This is a genomic window from Klebsiella sp. 4_1_44FAA (genome assembly GCF_000238715.1).
GTDB classification, from domain to species: Bacteria; Pseudomonadota; Gammaproteobacteria; order Enterobacterales; family Enterobacteriaceae; genus Klebsiella; species Klebsiella pneumoniae.
The window spans coordinates 84,490-101,010 of the sequence record NZ_JH414803.1 but is presented as its reverse complement, the minus strand read 5'-3'; the positions used below and the strand labels follow the sequence as shown (position 1 = coordinate 101,010).

Genomic DNA, 16,521 nt, shown 5'->3' with positions numbered 1-16,521 from the left:
GAGGGCAAGGTAAAAGTAAAAGGCAACGCAAGTTGCCTTTTTAGGGTTTGCTCCCTCTCCCACCGGGAGAGGGCCGGGGTGAGGGCAACAGCCCGCAGAGGATCTACCCCTGCTCCCCCATCAGCTGCTTCACCAGCTCGACGCAGCGCAGGAAGCGCGTATCATAGTCCGACTCCTTAACATGGACGAACTCGATCTCATTCTCTTTCAGCAGCGACACCAGCAGCGACTGAAACTCTTTACGATCCACCGAACTCCCAAGACTGCGTAACCCATCAGCCACCCACGGGGTGTTGTTCTCCAGCAGGATCACCAGGTCAAAGCGGTATTCATCAATCAGCGCCTGCACGAACGGGTGCTCACGCCCCTCGTACTTCAGACAGAACGCCTGAGTACTGACGAAGTCGGTATCGATAAATGCCACCTTGTTGGCATATTTCACTGCGAAATCAATATACTGGGCATGCCCGAGGGCAATTTTATCGTAATCAGAATACTGGAGCGCCATCTCATCGCCGCCGAGATGCGAAAAGACATAATCCCGGCCATATTCCCAGGCGCTGGTAGTATTGAAGATATTGGCGAGCTTATTGACCAGCGTTGATTTACCGCTCGACTCGCCGCCGAGGATCGCCACCGTCCGCACAAAGAACGGTTTCACTTCCGTCGGAATATATTCCCAGTAGCGGAACGGGTTCTCGCGGATCTGGCCGCCGCTAATATTCATAAAGGTCCGCTTAGGATCGATAAGCACCGTCTCGATCCCCAGATGCTCAAGGTACTGCGGCGCATCGGCCTCTTCCGAGGTATAGATCCGGTTCGGCTCGATCCCTTTTTCGCTCATAAAAGCGCGGATCCCATGACTCCACACATCCCAGCCGTGCGGATAGGGCTCCATCCCCTCTTCATTGAACGCATGGATGCGAATATTCTTCTGATACTTAAAGGTCTGTAGCAGCCAGCGCAGGCGGTCAGGCACCGTTGGCTGCTGCGACATGGCGCTCTCTTCAAACAGCTCGCGGTCGCGAGTATCGTCGTAGCCCATGATGATATGCAGCTCATCGACCTGGCTACAGGCGCGTTGAATCAAATAGATGTGCCCGGTATGCAGCGGGTAAAACTTACCAAACACCACGCCGACGCTTTTCTGTCGGCGGGGAAACTCCAGCCCGAGGAAGCGATGCAGCGCTTCAAGCTTCTGCGCGCTCGGGCTTTTGATTTTGGCGTTCAACAGCTGGCTGAGATACCCCTTGGTCATCCCGCTGGCTTCCGCCACCTGCTGCAGGGTACAGCCTTTCTGCTTTATGGCGCTTTTTAAATAGTCAAATGACGACATCGCTAATCTCCTTTTAACTTATTATAAGTCGTCAAAAACGCTTAGCGCGTCTGAAAGCTTTTTCACACCAAAGATTTGCATGCCTTCCGGCACTTTTTTCGGCACATTGGCCGCCGGGACGATGGCGCGGCGGAAGCCATGCTTCGCTGCTTCGGAGATACGCTCCTGACCGCTCGGCACCGGGCGAATTTCGCCGGCCAGCCCCACTTCGCCAAAGACCACCAGGTCCTGCGGCAGCGGGCGATCGCGCAGGCTGGAGACCATCGCCAGCAGTAGCGCCAGATCGGCGCTGGTTTCCGTGACCTTCACCCCGCCGACCACGTTGACGAAAACGTCCTGATCGGCCATCTGCAGGCCGCCGTGGCGATGCAGCACCGCCAGCAGGATCGCCAGACGGTTCTGTTCCAGCCCCACCGCCACGCGGCGCGGGTTGGACATCATCGAGTGATCCACCAGCGCCTGGATCTCCACCAGCAGCGGGCGGGTCCCTTCCCAGACCACCATCACCGAGCTGCCGGAGGTGATTTCATCTCCCCGGCTGAGGAAGATAGCGGACGGGTTGCTGACTTCGCGCAGCCCCTGCTCGGTCATGGCGAAAACGCCCAGCTCATTCACCGCGCCAAAGCGGTTTTTGTGGCTGCGCAGAGTGCGGAAGCGGGAGTCGGCATCACCGTCCAGCAGCACCGAGCAGTCAATACAGTGCTCCAGCACCTTCGGGCCGGCCAGCGAACCGTCTTTGGTGACGTGGCCGACCATAACGATCGCCACGCCGCGAGTTTTGGCAAAGCGCGTCAGATAGGCCGCCGTTTCACGTACCTGGGCGACGCTGCCCGGCGACGACTGAACGTCGGCCATATGCATCACCTGGATTGAGTCGATCACCATCAGCTGCGGTTTTTCTTCATCGGCAATCTGACAGATCTGCTCAATGCTGGTTTCCGAGAGCATGTTCAGGTTCGCCGTCGGCAGCCCAAGGCGATGGGCGCGCATCGCCACCTGCTGCAGGGACTCCTCCCCGGTGACATACAGCGTTTTCATCCCTTCCGCCAGCTTGCACAAAGTCTGCAGCAGCAGGGTCGATTTCCCCGCGCCGGGGTTGCCGCCAATCAGGATCGCGCTGCCCGGCACCACGCCGCCGCCGAGTACGCGATCGAACTCTTTAAACCCGGTGGAGAAACGCGGCAGCGCTTCCAGGCTGATGTTTGACAGCTTCTGCACCTTCGAGACGCCGGCGTTACCGGCGTAGCCTGACAAACGCTCGTTTCTCGCCACCTGCGGCGACGCGGCGATGCGCATCTCGGTGATGGTATTCCAGGCATGGCAGGCGCTGCATTGCCCCTGCCACCGCGGATAATCCGCACCACATTCATTACAGACAAATGCGCGTTTTGGAGCTTTCGCCACGTTTACCTCTTACTTTTGGTTCATGCTGCCCGAGAGAATACAGAATACCCCCATCAGGTCAGCGTGGCGGATAGTCACTTCCGCCTGTTCATTCACTTTAGGCTTCGCATGATACGCGATGCCAAGCCCGGCAGCCTTAATCATCGGCAGGTCGTTGGCGCCATCGCCGATGGCCACGGTCTGCGCCGTTGGGATCTCATACTTTTCCGCCAGCTTGCGCAGCGTATTGGCTTTGTATTTGGCATCGACGATATCGCCGAGCACGTTGCCGGTAAGCTTACCGTCGCGGATCTCCAGTTCGTTGGCGAACACCGCGTCGAGATGCAGTTTGTCGCGCAGATACTCCGCAAAGAAGGTAAAGCCGCCGGAGGCGATCGCCACCTTCCAGCCCAGCGTTTCCAGCTTGAGCACCAGCTGCGCCAGGCCCGGCATCAGCGGTAGCGCGTCGCGAACCTGCAGCAGAATGTTGGCATCGGCGTCTTTTAGTGTCGCCACGCGCTGGCGCAGGCTGGCGGTGAAGTCCAGCTCGCCACGCATCGCCCGCTCGGTCACTTCTGACACCAGCTCGCCGGTGCCGGCCAGTTTCGCGATCTCATCGATGCATTCAATTTGGATCGCCGTGGAGTCCATATCCATCACCAGCAGCCCTGGGGTGCGCAGATGGGGAATTTTACCCAATGGCGCGACGTCCAGCCCCGCCTCATGCGCCAGTCGCGTCGCACGCGGGGTAAGCGAGCCCGCCAGGCGGATCACCTGGTAATCCTCGACCACCCAGGAGGCGACGATCACTAACGCGGCGCCCAGCTCGCGCTGCCACGCCGTCAGACGGCGTTTATCCAGCCCACGTCCGTACAGCAGCCAACCGCTGCGCCCGGCGTGATAATCCAGCGGCATGACCTCGTCACCGCTCAGGGAAAGCGGCAACCCAGGCCACAGGGAAACGTCTTCAGGCAGGTCGCACCAGGTCAAACTGTTAGGCATTACGGCTCCACATCTCTTCATTCAGGCGAGGAAAATAACGCATGAGGCTACCTTGTAACCAGCGCTTCTGGCAACATTAAGCTGCAAATTTTCAAAGGTGGAATATGGTTCGCGCAAAACTGAAATTCCGGCTGCATCGTGCGGTCATTGTCCTTATCTGTCTCGCCCTGCTCGTCGCGCTGATGCAGGGCGCCTCGTGGTTCAGTCAGAACAGTCAGAAACAACGCAATCCGCAGATGGAAGAGCTGGCCCGCACGCTGGCGCAGCAGGTGGTGCTGAATCTCGCGCCGCTAATGCGCAGCGAGACGCCGGACGAGAAGCGCATCCATCAGCTGTTGACGCAGCTCACCCACAACAGCCGCGTACTTGACGCCGGGGTATATGACGAACAGGGCGACCTGGTGGCGCGCTCTGGCGAAAGCGTCGAGGTTCGCGACCGGCTGGCGCTGGATGGTAAGAAAGCCGGCGGCTACTTCAACCAGCAGATTGTCGAACCGGTGCCAGGAAAAAACGGCCCGCTGGGCTACCTGCGTCTGACCCTCGATACTCATACCCTGGCGACCGAGGCGAAGCAGGTGGATAATACCACCAATATCTTACGCCTGATGCTGTTGCTGTCCCTGGCTATCGGCGTGGTGCTGACCCGCACGCTGCTGCAGGGCAAACGCACCCGCTGGCAGCAATCGCCCTTCCTGCTCACCGCCAACAAGCCGGTTGAGGATGAAGACGATGAAAAGAAAGGAAATCTATAATGTCCACATTGCGCCTCCTGCTCTCTGACTCTTACGACCCGTGGTTCAACCTGGCGGTCGAAGAGTGTATTTTCCGCCAGATGCCCGCCACCCAGCGGGTGCTGTTCCTGTGGCGCAATGCCGATACCGTGGTCATCGGCCGCGCGCAGAACCCGTGGAAGGAGTGTAATACCCGCCGCATGGAGGAAGACCATGTGCGGCTGGCCCGTCGCAGCAGCGGCGGCGGCGCGGTGTTCCACGACCTCGGCAATACCTGCTTTACCTTTATGGCAGGCAAACCGGAGTACGACAAAACCGTCTCCACCGCTATTGTGCTGACGGCGCTTAATTCACTCGGCGTAACCGCCGAAGCCTCCGGGCGCAACGATCTGGTGGTCAAAACCGACAGCGGCGACCGCAAAGTCTCCGGCTCCGCCTATCGTGAAACCATGGACCGCGGTTTTCATCACGGCACCCTGCTGCTCAACGCCGATTTAAGCCGTCTCGCCAACTACCTCAACCCGGACCAGAAAAAGCTGCAGGCTAAAGGCATTACCTCGGTGCGCGGACGGGTGGCGAACCTGGTTGAGCTGCTGCCGGGCATTACCCATCAGCAAGTTTGCGAGGCGATCCAGGAAGCATTCTTCAGCCATTACGGCGAACGGGTGGACGCCGAGGTGATCTCCCCGGACAACACGCCGGATCTACCAAATTTTGCTGAGACCTTCGCCCGTCAGAGCAGCTGGGAGTGGAACTTCGGCCAGGCACCGGCCTTCTCTCATCTTCTGGACGAGCGCTTTCGCTGGGGCGGCGTCGAGCTGCATTTTGACGTCGAAAAAGGGCATATCACCCGCGCGCAGGCCTTTACCGATAGCCTGAACCCGGCGCCGCTGGAGGCCCTGGCGGCACGCTTAGTCGGCTGTCAGTATCGGGCAGAAGTATTACAGCAGCAGTGCGAGGCGCTGGTCGGCGATTTCCCGGAGCAGGAAGCGGAACTGAAAGAACTGTCGGCGTGGATTGCCGGCGCAGTGCGCTGATAAAAAAAGCCCGCTGCGCTTAGCGGGCCTGGAAAACCGTAGGCCGGGTCAGACGAAGCCGCCACCCGGCACAACAGCTCTTACTCTTTATCGCCCAGCAGCACGGATTCCAGCGCGATTTTGATCATGTCGTTGAAGGTCGTCTGACGTTCAGCGGCAGTGGTCTGCTCGTGGGTACGGATGTGGTCGGAGACGGTGCAGATGGTCAGCGCTTTCGCGCCGAACTCCGCCGCCACGCCGTAGATTCCCGCCGCTTCCATTTCCACGCCCAGAATGCCGTATTTTTCCATCACGTCGAACATGGACGGGTCCGGCGTATAGAACAGGTCTGCGGAGAAGATGTTGCCGACGCGCGCGTCAACGCCCAGCGCTTTCGCCGCGTCTACCGCATTACGCACCATACCGAAATCGGCAATCGCCGCAAAATCATGGTCTTTGAAACGCAGACGGTTCACTTTAGAGTCGGTGCACGCGCCCATGCCGATCACCACGTCACGCAGTTTGACATCTTCACGCACCGCGCCGCAGGAGCCCACGCGGATGATTTTCTTCACGCCGAAATCGGTGATCAGCTCTTTGGTGTAGATAGAGCAGGACGGGATACCCATCCCGTGGCCCATCACGGAGATTTTGCGGCCTTTATAGGTACCGGTGAAGCCCAGCATGCCGCGCACGTTGTTCACTTCACGCACATCTTCGAGGAAGGTTTCTGCAATGTGCTTCGCGCGCAGCGGGTCGCCAGGCATCAAAACGACGTCAGCGAAATCGCCCATTTCTGCGTTAATATGAGGAGTTGCCATCTTCAGTTCCTTTTACATTGTTGTTTTTGCCGGGTGGCGGCTACGCCTTACCCGGCCTACAAATCGTAGGCCCGGATCGCTGTGCGCCACCGGGCAATGACCTCAGAACATGGCTTTGCCATATTCCATGTCAGACGTACCAAAGTATTTCGCAATAGTCTGGCCGATGTCCGCGAAGGTTTCACGGTGACCGAGCGAACCTGGTTTCACTTTCGGGCCGTACACCAGCACCGGGATATGCTCGCGGGTGTGGTCGGTACCAGTCCAGGTCGGGTCGCAGCCGTGGTCGGCGGTGAGGATCAGAATGTCGTCTTCACCAACCAGCTCCATCAGCTCCGGCAGACGGCGGTCGAACAGCTCCAGACCCGCCGCGTAGCCAGCGACGTCACGACGGTGGCCCCAGGAGGAGTCAAAATCGACGAAGTTAGTGAAGACGATAGTCTCGTCGCCCGCTTCCTTCATCTCTTTGATGGTCGCGTCGAACAGCGCGTCCAGTCCGGTGGCTTTCACTTTCTTAGTGATACCGCAGTTGGCGTAGATATCGGCGATTTTACCCACGGACACCACGTGGCCGTTTTTCTCGTCGACCAGCTTCTGCAGCACGGTCGGCGCCGGCGGCTCTACCGCCAGGTCGTGACGGTTACCGGTACGCTGGAAGTTACCGGCTTTGTCGCCCACGAAAGGACGAGCAATCACGCGACCAATGTTATAGCCGCCTTCGGTCAGCTCTTCACGCGCGATTTCGCACAGCTCATACAGCTTGTCGAGGCCAAAGGTCTCTTCGTGACAGGCGATCTGGAACACCGAGTCAGCGGAGGTATAGAAGATCGGTTTCCCGGTTTTCATATGCTCTTCGCCGAGCTGATCGAGGATCACCGTCCCGGAGGAGTGGCAGTTGCCGAGATAGCCCGGCAGGTTGGCGCGTTTCACCAGCTTATCCAGCAGCTCCTGCGGGAAACTGTTTTCCTGGTCGCTGAAGTAGCCCCAGTCAAACAGCACCGGCACGCCGGCGATTTCCCAGTGGCCGGACGGGGTATCTTTACCGGAAGAAAGTTCATGCGCCCAGGCATAGGCGCCAATCACTTCGGCATTGCCATCCATACCCGCGGCAATTTTACCGGTGGAGCCTTCATGCGCTTTCACCAGACCCAGACGGGTCAGGTTCGGTAAATTCAGCGGGCCTTTGCGGCCGTGGTCAGCCTCGCCTTTGGCGCAGGCTTCTGCAATGTGGCCCAGCGTATCGGCGCCGACGTCGCCAAAGCGGTCTGCGTCTTCCGTTGCGCCAATCCCAAAGGAGTCCAGCACCATGATAAATGCACGTTTCATCTTGTTCTCCATACATCTTGCGCTGCAAAAAAGCGATCAGATCAGTATATCGCTATTCAGTGATACGGCGATAGACTGTCGGTGTAATTTCCGGGGCTTTATCGTCCAGTTTAATGGCCGCTTTGACCGCTTTCGCGGCCTCCTGCCAGCTGTTCTCGTCTTTGGCATGGATCACCGCCAGCGGACGCTGTCCGTCGACGCGGTCACCCAGACGCGCCATCTCGGTAAAGCCAACGCTATAGTCAATGGTGTCCGATGCCTGACGGCGGCCGCCGCCCATAGAAACCACTGCCATGCCCAGCGCGCGAGTATCCATCGCGCTGATAAAACCTTCGGTATCAGCATAGACTGCTTTGCTCAGCATCGCCGTCGGCAGATAATTAGCATAATTCTCGACAAAGTCGCTCGGCCCTTTCTGCGCCGCGACCATGCGGCCAAACACTTCCGCCGCTTTACCGTTATCCAGCACCGCCTGCAGCTTCGCGCGCGCCTCGGCATCGTCCGCCGCCAGCTTGCCGGAGATCAGCATTTCCACACACAGCGCCATTGTCACGTCGAACAGGCGCGGGTTGCGATATTCGCCGGTCAGGAACTGCACCGCTTCGCGAACTTCAACGGCGTTGCCGGCGCTGGAGGCCAGTACCTGATTCATATCGGTCAGCAGCGCGGTGGTGCGCACGCCGGCGCCGTTGGCGACACCCACGATCGCTTCGGCCAGCGCGGCAGAGAGTTCATAAGTCGGCATAAACGCGCCGCTGCCGACTTTGACGTCCATCACCAGCGCATCCAGCCCTTCCGCCAGCTTCTTCGCCAGAATCGAGGCGGTAATCAGCGGGATGGAGTCCACCGTCGCGGTAATATCGCGGGTGGCATAGAAACGTTTGTCGGCCGGGGCAAGGGAGCTGGTCTGCCCGATAATTGCCACGCCAACATCTTTTATAATCTCGCGGAAGCGGTTGTCGTCCGGGAAGATATAGAAGCCCGGGATCGCTTCCAGTTTGTCCAGCGTACCGCCGGTATGGCCGAGGCCGCGGCCGGAGATCATCGGTACGTAACCACCGCAGGCGGCCACCATCGGCCCCAGCATCAGCGAAGTGACATCCCCGACGCCGCCGGTAGAGTGTTTATCGACGATTGGACCGTTAAGGTTGAGGCTTTTCCAGTCCAGAACGGTACCGGAATCCCGCATCGCCATGGTCAGCGAAACGCGCTCCGGCATAGACATATCGTGGAAGAAGATGGTCATCGCCAGCGCGGCGATCTGCCCTTCAGAGATAGTATTGTCGCGGATGCCGTTGATGAAAAAGCGGATCTCTTCATCGCTTAATGCCTGACCATCACGTTTTTTACGAATAATTTCTTGTGCGAGAAACACGGTAACCTCCCAAAGAGAATAAATTGCCGGATGACGGCGCGAGCGCCTTATCCGGCCTACAGGCATCAATTCGTAGGCCGGATAAGCGCAGCGCCATCCGGCAAATCAAGGGATTAGTAGCTGCTGGCGCTCTTGCCGTCGCCGTGACCCAGGGCTTTCAACAGGCTAGCCAGCAGGCTGGATGCGCCAAAACGATAGTGACGAGAATCGGCCCAGTCGGCGCCGAACAGTTCATCAGCGATCGCCAGGAACTGCTGCGCGTCTTCCGCGCTGCGCACGCCGCCCGCCGGTTTGAAGCCAACGGTTTTCTCAACGCCCATATCGCGGATCACTTCCATCATGATGCGCGCGCTTTCCGGCGTGGCATTCACCGGCACTTTACCGGTCGAGGTTTTGATGAAATCGGCCCCGGCTTTGATAGAGATTTCAGACGCTTTACGGATCAGCGCTTCTTCTTTCAGCTCACCGGTTTCGATGATCACTTTCAGCAGCACGTTAGCCGCCGCACAGGCTTCCTTACAGGCTTTCACCAGCTCGAAACCGACCTGCTCGTTGCCGGCGATCAGCGCGCGGTACGGGAAGACCACGTCCACTTCATCTGCTCCGTAAGCGATCGCCGCGCGGGTTTCCGCCAGCGCAATGTCGATATCGTCATTCCCGTGCGGGAAGTTGGTGACCGTGGCGATGCGAATATCCGGCGTCCCCTGCTCATTCAGCGTTTTACGGGCGATCGGGATGAAGCGCGGGTAGATGCAGACCGCCGCGGTGTTACCCACCGGCGTTTTCGCCTGATGACACAGGGCAATGACTTTCTCATTGGTGTCGTCGTCATTCAGAGTGGTCAGGTCCATCAGTTTTAACGCGCGCAGGCTGCTTGCTTTTAAATCAGTCATTTCATACTCCGCCGGCGTCATGCCGGATCAATAGTTTGTTCACCTTGCGAGTCTGTTACTATTGTAACATTCGCTCGTCGTTACACTTCGACATTCATCACAGTTAATGAAAACTACTTACTAATTTGCATTACTGTAACGTGATTAACATCACAAATTAGCACTCAATACCGCAGCAATTATCGTTAGTCCCCTCTTAAGCATAATCGATACTATACCGCCGATGAGAATGTGATAATTCTAACACACAATAACAGGTACACTCGATAGCGTGGCGCACATTTTGCCCAACCTACGGGCAATAAAAACGCTACAAATTGAAATATAAACCTTTTTTCAAAAAAGAGAGTGGTGATGGAATTATCACATTTACAGCAACACCAGCGGCACGGTGGCCGCTGGTTCAGGAGACAGGCTTACAGGGCGAGAAAAACCCCGGCGATGGTGGCGCTCATCAGGTTGGACAGCGTCCCCGCCGCTACCGCACGTAGCCCAAGCTGAGCGATATCCTGCCGCCGGTTGGGCGCCATTCCCCCGAGTCCGCCAATCAGAATGGCGATCGATGACAGGTTGGCAAAGCCGCACAGCGCGAAAGAGATAATGGCTTTGGTGTGATCTGAAATGACCTGCAGCCCGGCCGCCGCCACTTCGGCATCTGCCTTTAAATATTCGCCAAAGTTCATGTAGGCCACGAACTCGTTAATGATCAGCTTCTGGCCGATAAACGACCCCGCCACCGTCGCTTCGTGCCACGGCACGCCAATCACCCACGCCAGCGGTGAGAAGATCCAGCCGAGGATCATCTGCAGCGACAGCTCAGGATGGTTAAACCAGCCGCCGACGCCGGAGAGTATGCCGTTCAGCAGGGCGATCAGCGCAATAAACGCCAGCAGCATCGCGCCGACGTTGAGCGCCAGTTGCATACCAGACGCGGCGCCGGAGGCGGCGGCATCCAGCACGTTGGCCGGTTTATCCGCGTCAGCGCTTTGGCTGTCATGAGCCGGGTTATCGTCCGGTTTGTCCGTTTCCGGTACGATAATTTTGGCAAACAGCAGACCTCCCGGCGCCGCCATAAACGACGCGGCAATAAGGTACTCCAGCGGAACGCCCATCTGCGCATAGCCCGCCAGTACCGAGCCCGCCACCGAGGCCAGGCCGCCGCACATGACCGCAAACAGCTCCGAGCGAGTCATGGTGGCGATATAAGGACGCACCACCAGCGGCGCTTCGGTCTGGCCAACAAAGATGTTCGCCGTGGCCGACAGCGATTCGGTACGTGAGGTCTTCAGCACTGCCCGCAGCGCGCCGCCGAGAATGCGAATGACCAGCTGCATAATGCCCAGGTAGTAAAGCACGGCAATCAGCGACGAGAAGAAGACGATCACCGGCAGCACGCGCAGGGCAAAGACGAAGCCGCCGCCGCCAAACACCTCGAACATTTTATCGGAGACCAGCCCGCCGAAGATGAAACTAATCCCTTCATTGCCGTAGGCAATAACGCTGGCGACGCCATTCGACATCGCTAATAGCGCCGCGCGCCCGGCCGGTACATACAATATTAACGCGCCGATACCCACCTGGATTATCCAGGCGCCGAGCACGGTGCGCAGGTTAATGGCTTTTCGGTTATTGGAGAGCAGCACAGCAATGGCCAATAGCGCCACCATGCCGATAAGTCCCATGAGGATTTGCATACAGATTCCCTGTGTTTTTGATAGTCCAGTACTAACCGCGTGATTATATCGGCCTGAAACTATCCTGCCCGTCTGGCTTCACACATTTTAAGCAAATCAATGATATGGATGGACAATTATGAGAAATCGATCACCATACAGAGGCCGGGGGAAGGGAAAACAAGGCGAGCGTATTGTGCATGATCCTTTCTTCTATGGCTGCCGGCGACTCCGGACGCAGTTCACACAGCGCCTCAAATACCCGTGCAGCTTGTTCCGGTCGATTGGGCTGTCCCTGAAAGCCATTTAGCGGCATATCCGGCGCATCGGTCTCCAGCAGCAGAGCGGAAAGCGGCAGACGCGCCATCACTTCACGGGTTTTACTGGCGCGGGGATAGGTAATGGTGCCGCCAACGCCGATCTTATAGCCAAGCTGAACGAAGCGCTCGGCCTGCTGCAGGCTGCCGGCAAAGCCATGGATGACTCCGGTACGCGGCAGGGCATGTTTTTTCAGCAGCATCGCCAGCTTATCGTGGGTGCGTCTGGAGTGGAGGATCACCGGCAGATCGTAACGCTTCGCCAGCCTCAGCTGCGCTTCCAGCAGCGCCTGCTGACGATCAAACTGCGGATCGTCGCGATAAAGATCGAGGCCAATCTCTCCCACCGCCACCAGTTTAGGCGGCCGCTGCGCCATCAAGGCTTCCAGCTGCGCCAGTCCCTCATCAGTATGCTCTTCGATGACGATCGGATGCATACCCAGCGCGGCGTACAGCGCTTCGTGCTGAGCTGCCAGCGCCAGCACGCGGCTAAAACGCTCAGCAGAGATGGCTGGAACGATAATTCGCCCGACGCCGGCCTGCGCCGCACGCGCCAGGCTGGCGACCTCATCTGCCGCGAAGGGGGGAAAATCAAAGTGACAGTGGGTATCGATAAAACGGTGCGTCACGCCAGATCCTCATGATCAAAACTGGGGTCATTCGCCTGGGGCGCAGGAATGATGGTCGCCTGGGGCGCTTCATTGGCCACCGGCACCGGCGGCACCACCACCGGCGCGGGCCGGGCAATACGCGGCGCGTGGCGCAGCAGCGGCGGCTGGTCGGCCAGTAGTTTACCCACCGTTGCCAGGAAATAACGGCCGCACTGGCGTCCGGTTTTGTAGTCCTCCAGCAGCGCCGGTAGTCGGCTGCCAAGCGCCATGCTGCGCAGCGGCCGCTGCGGATAGATTTCGAAGATCCGCAACTTACCCGGCGGTTTCTCGATGAACTGCTGGATGGCGCGGTAGGTGGTTTCGTGATGATGCACCAAATTGACCAGCGGTTGCAGACTACTCTCTCCCAGCCAGCGCTCCATCCGCTTGAACCACTGCGGGGTATAAAACATCTGCGAAGGGACGGTACGGATCACCACGATGGTCTGGGCGCCGCGGCGGGCCGCCTCCTGCACCGGGATCGCATCGCTGACGCCGCCGTCCAGGTAGCTAACGCCGTCGAGCAACACGCCGCTGCGATAAAAGCCGGGGATGGCGCTGGAGGCGCGGATCAGATCCAGCCACGTTTGCGGCGTCGGCGAAAAATAGCTGGCGGAGTAATCGTCACCGCGGCAAGCGCATAGCCACAGCTCTTTCCCCAACGCGAACTGCGCTTCGGCATAGTTCATGGCAAGCGGCATTTGCTGCGAAGTGGCCTCAACCAGCCAGTCGAGATCGATAAGGTTGCCGCCGCGCACAAAGCGCATCGGATCGAAAAACTGGCGTGAAGTGGTGTAGCGGGTGATAACTTTGCGGGCATAGCCTTGCTGATTACACATGTAGGCGGAGAGATTTTGCGCGCCGGCTGAAGTACCCAGCATCAGGTCAAAGGGGTTAAATCCGGCGCGCATAAATTCGTCCAGCACCCCGGCAGTAAAAATCCCTCGCTGTCCTCCGCCTTCGCATACCAGCGCCAGCTTGCCTGGTCGGAAGGGTTTAACCGCCAGCGGGGCGATATTGCCCAGCGTGACGGGAATGCGTTGCCCCACCCTACTTTCCTGTTCGATTGATCTTCTCCTGACAAGGTAACGCAATTTGCCCGCCGCTTAAACCGCGAAAGCCAGTCCTCAGGACTGGCTTTGTGTAAGATGACGTGTCAGTAAAAATGCTTAGGCTTCAGTATCGCCCGCATCGCGGGCCGCCTAAGGACGTCTGCGTCCTGTAAACAGGCTCACCAGGAACAGGATAATCCCGACGACAAAGACGATTTTCGCAGCGCCAGCGGCCGTACCCGCCAGACCACCAAAGCCCAGAGCCGCAGCAATTAATGCAATGACCAGAAAAATAATTCCCCATCGAAACATACTTTTCTCCTTACCATAATGGACGGTGAACAGCGGTTTGCGCACCCTTTCTGTATAGCTCATCGCTCAGTGGATGCTGCTATTCGTTCGGCAACCTTGGCCAGACAACACTTTTGTTAATAACTAGGTTTACTTAACGCTAAGATCGTTGCGCACGCTTTTCACACCGGAGACCGCTTTCGCAATCTCTGCGGCACGCTCCGCCTGCGCCGCGGAAGCCACCGTACCGGTCAGATGTACCGCGCCGGCGTTGGTTTCGACTTTCACATTGCGCGAAGGGACAATGTCATCCGCCAGCAGCTTGGCTTTCACTTCGCTGGTAATGGCGGTATCCCCGGCATAGCCTTTCAGCGTCGCCGTCTCGCTCGATGATTTATGATGGACCGTCAGCTTGTCGTTAACGTGTGAGACGCCTTTGACCTCTTTCGCTACGCTCAGTGCCTGACTTTTCTGTTCAGCACTGGTGACGTCGCCGCTGAGGGTGACCACTTTATTCTCCGTTTTCACCGAAATATCGCCGGAGTTAATATCTTTATGGTCGATCAGCGCCGCTTTTACCCGTGCGGTAATGGTACTGTCATCCATAAAATCGCCGACTTTGTTAATCGAATTATCTACCGCCTCTCCCGCATTGCTGGCAGCCGACTTCGCACTGTCTACCGTTGTTTTTTCCGTCTCTGCCGAGGCGTTCAACGCGGCTAAGCCTAAGAAGAGCGCCAGCAACATATTGGCATTCTTTAGTCTGGTCATCGTTATGTCCTCGTTTTTTCACCAGCGCTGGCGTCTTATCGCAGTGAATTACGCCAGCATTTTTAAAAACACGAATTAAATATAGTAGACAGACGAAGGGGTTGCGGAGGATATGGATAAAAAACAGACGAATTAGCGGTGTTTTAAGAACTTTCCAGAAGGAAGGGACCGGGAGCGTAACCAGAAAAAAGCGCGGCCTGCGCCGCGCTTCGTCAGGGATTAGTGCTCGCGCGTTTTGCGGAACACCACGTCAGGGTAACGCTCCTGCGTCAGGTTCAGGTTGACCATTGTCGGGGCGATGTAGGTCAGGTTATCGCCGCCATCCAGCGCCAGCTGAACTTCATTTTTCCGCTTGAACTCTTCGAACTTCTTCACGTCAGTAGATTCAACCCAGCGCGCGGTGGCCACGTTGACCGATTCGTAAATCGCTTCCACGTTGTATTCGCTTTTCAGACGCGCTACCACCACGTCAAACTGCAGCACGCCGACGGCGCCAACGATCAGATCGTTATTAGCGATCGGGCGGAAGACCTGGACCGCGCCCTCTTCAGAGAGCTGAACCAGCCCTTTCAGCAGCTGTTTCTGCTTCAGCGGATCCTTCAGGCGAATACGACGGAACAGTTCCGGCGCGAAGTTCGGAATACCGGTGAACTTCATCATCTCGCCCTGGGTAAAGGTATCGCCAATCTGAATGGTGCCGTGGTTATGCAGGCCGATGATATCGCCTGGGTACGCTTCTTCAACGTGCGAGCGATCGCCCGCCATAAAGGTCAGCGCGTCGGAAATCACTACGTCCTTGCCGATACGCACCTGACGCAGCTTCATACCTTTTTCATATTTGCCGGACACCACCCGCATGAAAGCCACGCGGTCGCGGTGTTTCGGATCCATGTTGGCCTGAATTTTAAACACGAAGCCGGTGAATTTCTCTTCCGTGGCGGTGACTTCACGCGTGTCGGTGTTGCGCGGCATCGGCGCCGGGGCCCACTCCACCAGGCCATCCAGCATATGGTCAACGCCGAAGTTACCTAACGCGGTTCCGAAGAAGACCGGGGTGATTTCCCCGGCCAGGAACAGATCTTTGTCGAACTCATTCGACGCCCCCTGCACCAGCTCCAGCTCGTCACGCAGCTGCTGCGCCAGGTCTTCCCCCACCGCCGCGTCGAGATCCGGGTTGTTGAGCCCCTTCACGATACGCACTTCCTGGATGGTGTGGCCTTTACCGGTCTGATACAGGTAGGTTTCGTCTTTGTAGAGATGATAAACGCCTTTGAACAGCTTGCCGCAGCCGATAGGCCAGGTAATCGGCGCGCAGCCGATTTTCAGCTCGTTCTCGACTTCATCCAGCAGCTCCATCGGATCGCGGATATCACGGTCGAGTTTGTTCATAAAGGTGAGGATCGGCGTATCGCGCAGACGGGTGACTTCCATCAGCTTACGGGTCCGATCTTCGACGCCTTTTGCCGCGTCAATCACCATCAGGCAGCAGTCCACCGCCGTCAGGGTACGGTAGGTATCTTCGGAGAAGTCTTCGTGCCCCGGGGTATCCAGCAGGTTCACCAGGCAGTCATGATACGGGAACTGCATTACCGAGGTGGTGATCGAGATACCACGCTGCTTTTCCATCTCCATCCAGTCGGATTTCGCGTGCTGGCTGGAACCACGACCTTTTACTGTACCGGCGGTCTGAATCGCCTGTCCGAACAGCAGCACCTTTTCGGTGATGGTGGTCTTACCGGCATCCGGGTGAGAAATAATGGCAAAAGTGCGGCGTTTGGCCACCTCTTGCAGATAAGGAGACAACGTCATAATTAATCTTCTAAGTAAACGCGGCCATGGGCCACGCATGTGGAATACGAAAAATTGCGGCTATTTTACCCATCA

15 protein-coding genes are annotated in these 16,521 nt (G+C 57.7%); 2 read left to right on the top strand and 13 right to left on the bottom strand.

Annotated elements, in window-relative coordinates; all coding sequences use genetic code 11:
* Positions 1–103 precede the first annotated feature (103 nt).
* Genes nadR through serB form a run of 3 tightly spaced genes read right to left on the bottom strand, consistent with a single transcriptional unit; the run spans position 104 to position 3,721 of the window.
* Positions 104–1,336 carry a multifunctional transcriptional regulator/nicotinamide-nucleotide adenylyltransferase/ribosylnicotinamide kinase NadR gene (nadR, locus tag HMPREF1024_RS07775; RefSeq protein WP_004886547.1) on the bottom strand — a complete coding sequence of 411 codons (1,233 nt, stop codon included), beginning with the start codon at positions 1,334–1,336 and terminating at the stop codon, positions 104–106.
* 21 nt (positions 1,337–1,357) lie between these two features.
* On the bottom strand, positions 1,358–2,740 hold the full coding sequence (radA, locus tag HMPREF1024_RS07780) for a DNA repair protein RadA (protein ID WP_009309167.1): 1,383 nt from the start codon (positions 2,738–2,740) through the stop codon (positions 1,358–1,360).
* 9 nt (positions 2,741–2,749) lie between these two features.
* A complete protein-coding gene (gene serB, locus HMPREF1024_RS07785) occupies positions 2,750–3,721 on the bottom strand; it encodes a phosphoserine phosphatase (RefSeq protein ID WP_004886545.1) in 972 nt (323 codons plus the stop codon).
* Positions 3,722–3,825: 104 nt separating this feature from the next.
* Here serB and HMPREF1024_RS07790 point away from each other — a divergent pair, with 104 nt between their 5' ends.
* Positions 3,826–4,473, top strand: a complete 648-nt coding sequence (locus HMPREF1024_RS07790) for a YtjB family periplasmic protein (RefSeq protein WP_009309166.1) — start codon at positions 3,826–3,828, stop codon at positions 4,471–4,473.
* The gene (gene lplA, locus HMPREF1024_RS07795; protein WP_004146971.1) at positions 4,473–5,489 is read left to right on the top strand and encodes a lipoate--protein ligase LplA; all 1,017 of its coding nucleotides are present in this window, start codon (positions 4,473–4,475) and stop codon (positions 5,487–5,489) included. The genes HMPREF1024_RS07790 and lplA overlap by 1 nt, the downstream gene beginning before the upstream one ends.
* Before the next feature lie 80 nt (positions 5,490–5,569).
* On the opposite strand, the gene deoD is transcribed toward lplA, so the two are convergent.
* The 10 genes from deoD to prfC all read right to left on the bottom strand — a co-directional run bounded on the left by deoD (position 5,570) and on the right by prfC (position 16,446).
* Positions 5,570–6,289, bottom strand: coding sequence for a purine-nucleoside phosphorylase (gene deoD, locus HMPREF1024_RS07800; protein ID WP_002887789.1), 720 nt, complete (start codon positions 6,287–6,289; stop codon positions 5,570–5,572).
* A gap of 102 nt (positions 6,290–6,391) precedes the next feature.
* A complete protein-coding gene (deoB, locus tag HMPREF1024_RS07805; RefSeq protein WP_004151380.1) occupies positions 6,392–7,615 on the bottom strand; it encodes a phosphopentomutase in 1,224 nt (407 codons plus the stop codon).
* A 52-nt stretch (positions 7,616–7,667) separates the two neighbouring features.
* Positions 7,668–8,990, bottom strand: coding sequence for a thymidine phosphorylase (gene deoA, locus HMPREF1024_RS07810; protein ID WP_009309165.1), 1,323 nt, complete (start codon positions 8,988–8,990; stop codon positions 7,668–7,670).
* Positions 8,991–9,103: 113 nt separating this feature from the next.
* A complete protein-coding gene (gene deoC / locus HMPREF1024_RS07815) occupies positions 9,104–9,883 on the bottom strand; it encodes a deoxyribose-phosphate aldolase (RefSeq protein ID WP_002887784.1) in 780 nt (259 codons plus the stop codon).
* Positions 9,884–10,299: 416 nt separating this feature from the next.
* Positions 10,300–11,577, bottom strand: coding sequence for a NupC/NupG family nucleoside CNT transporter (locus HMPREF1024_RS07820; RefSeq protein WP_009309164.1), 1,278 nt, complete (start codon positions 11,575–11,577; stop codon positions 10,300–10,302).
* A 130-nt stretch (positions 11,578–11,707) separates the two neighbouring features.
* Positions 11,708–12,502, bottom strand: coding sequence for a metal-dependent hydrolase (locus HMPREF1024_RS07825; protein WP_004177496.1), 795 nt, complete (start codon positions 12,500–12,502; stop codon positions 11,708–11,710).
* The gene (locus HMPREF1024_RS07830; RefSeq protein WP_004146038.1) at positions 12,499–13,572 is read right to left on the bottom strand and encodes a patatin family protein; all 1,074 of its coding nucleotides are present in this window, start codon (positions 13,570–13,572) and stop codon (positions 12,499–12,501) included. The genes HMPREF1024_RS07825 and HMPREF1024_RS07830 overlap by 4 nt, the downstream gene beginning before the upstream one ends.
* 153 nt (positions 13,573–13,725) lie before the next feature.
* On the bottom strand, positions 13,726–13,887 hold the full coding sequence (locus HMPREF1024_RS07835) for a DUF1328 domain-containing protein (RefSeq protein WP_002887716.1): 162 nt from the start codon (positions 13,885–13,887) through the stop codon (positions 13,726–13,728).
* Between the two features lie 129 nt (positions 13,888–14,016).
* On the bottom strand, positions 14,017–14,637 hold the full coding sequence (gene osmY, locus HMPREF1024_RS07840) for a molecular chaperone OsmY (protein WP_004146042.1): 621 nt from the start codon (positions 14,635–14,637) through the stop codon (positions 14,017–14,019).
* 219 nt (positions 14,638–14,856) lie between these two features.
* On the bottom strand, positions 14,857–16,446 hold the full coding sequence (gene prfC, locus HMPREF1024_RS07845; RefSeq protein ID WP_002887711.1) for a peptide chain release factor 3: 1,590 nt from the start codon (positions 16,444–16,446) through the stop codon (positions 14,857–14,859).
* Positions 16,447–16,521 lie beyond the last annotated feature (75 nt).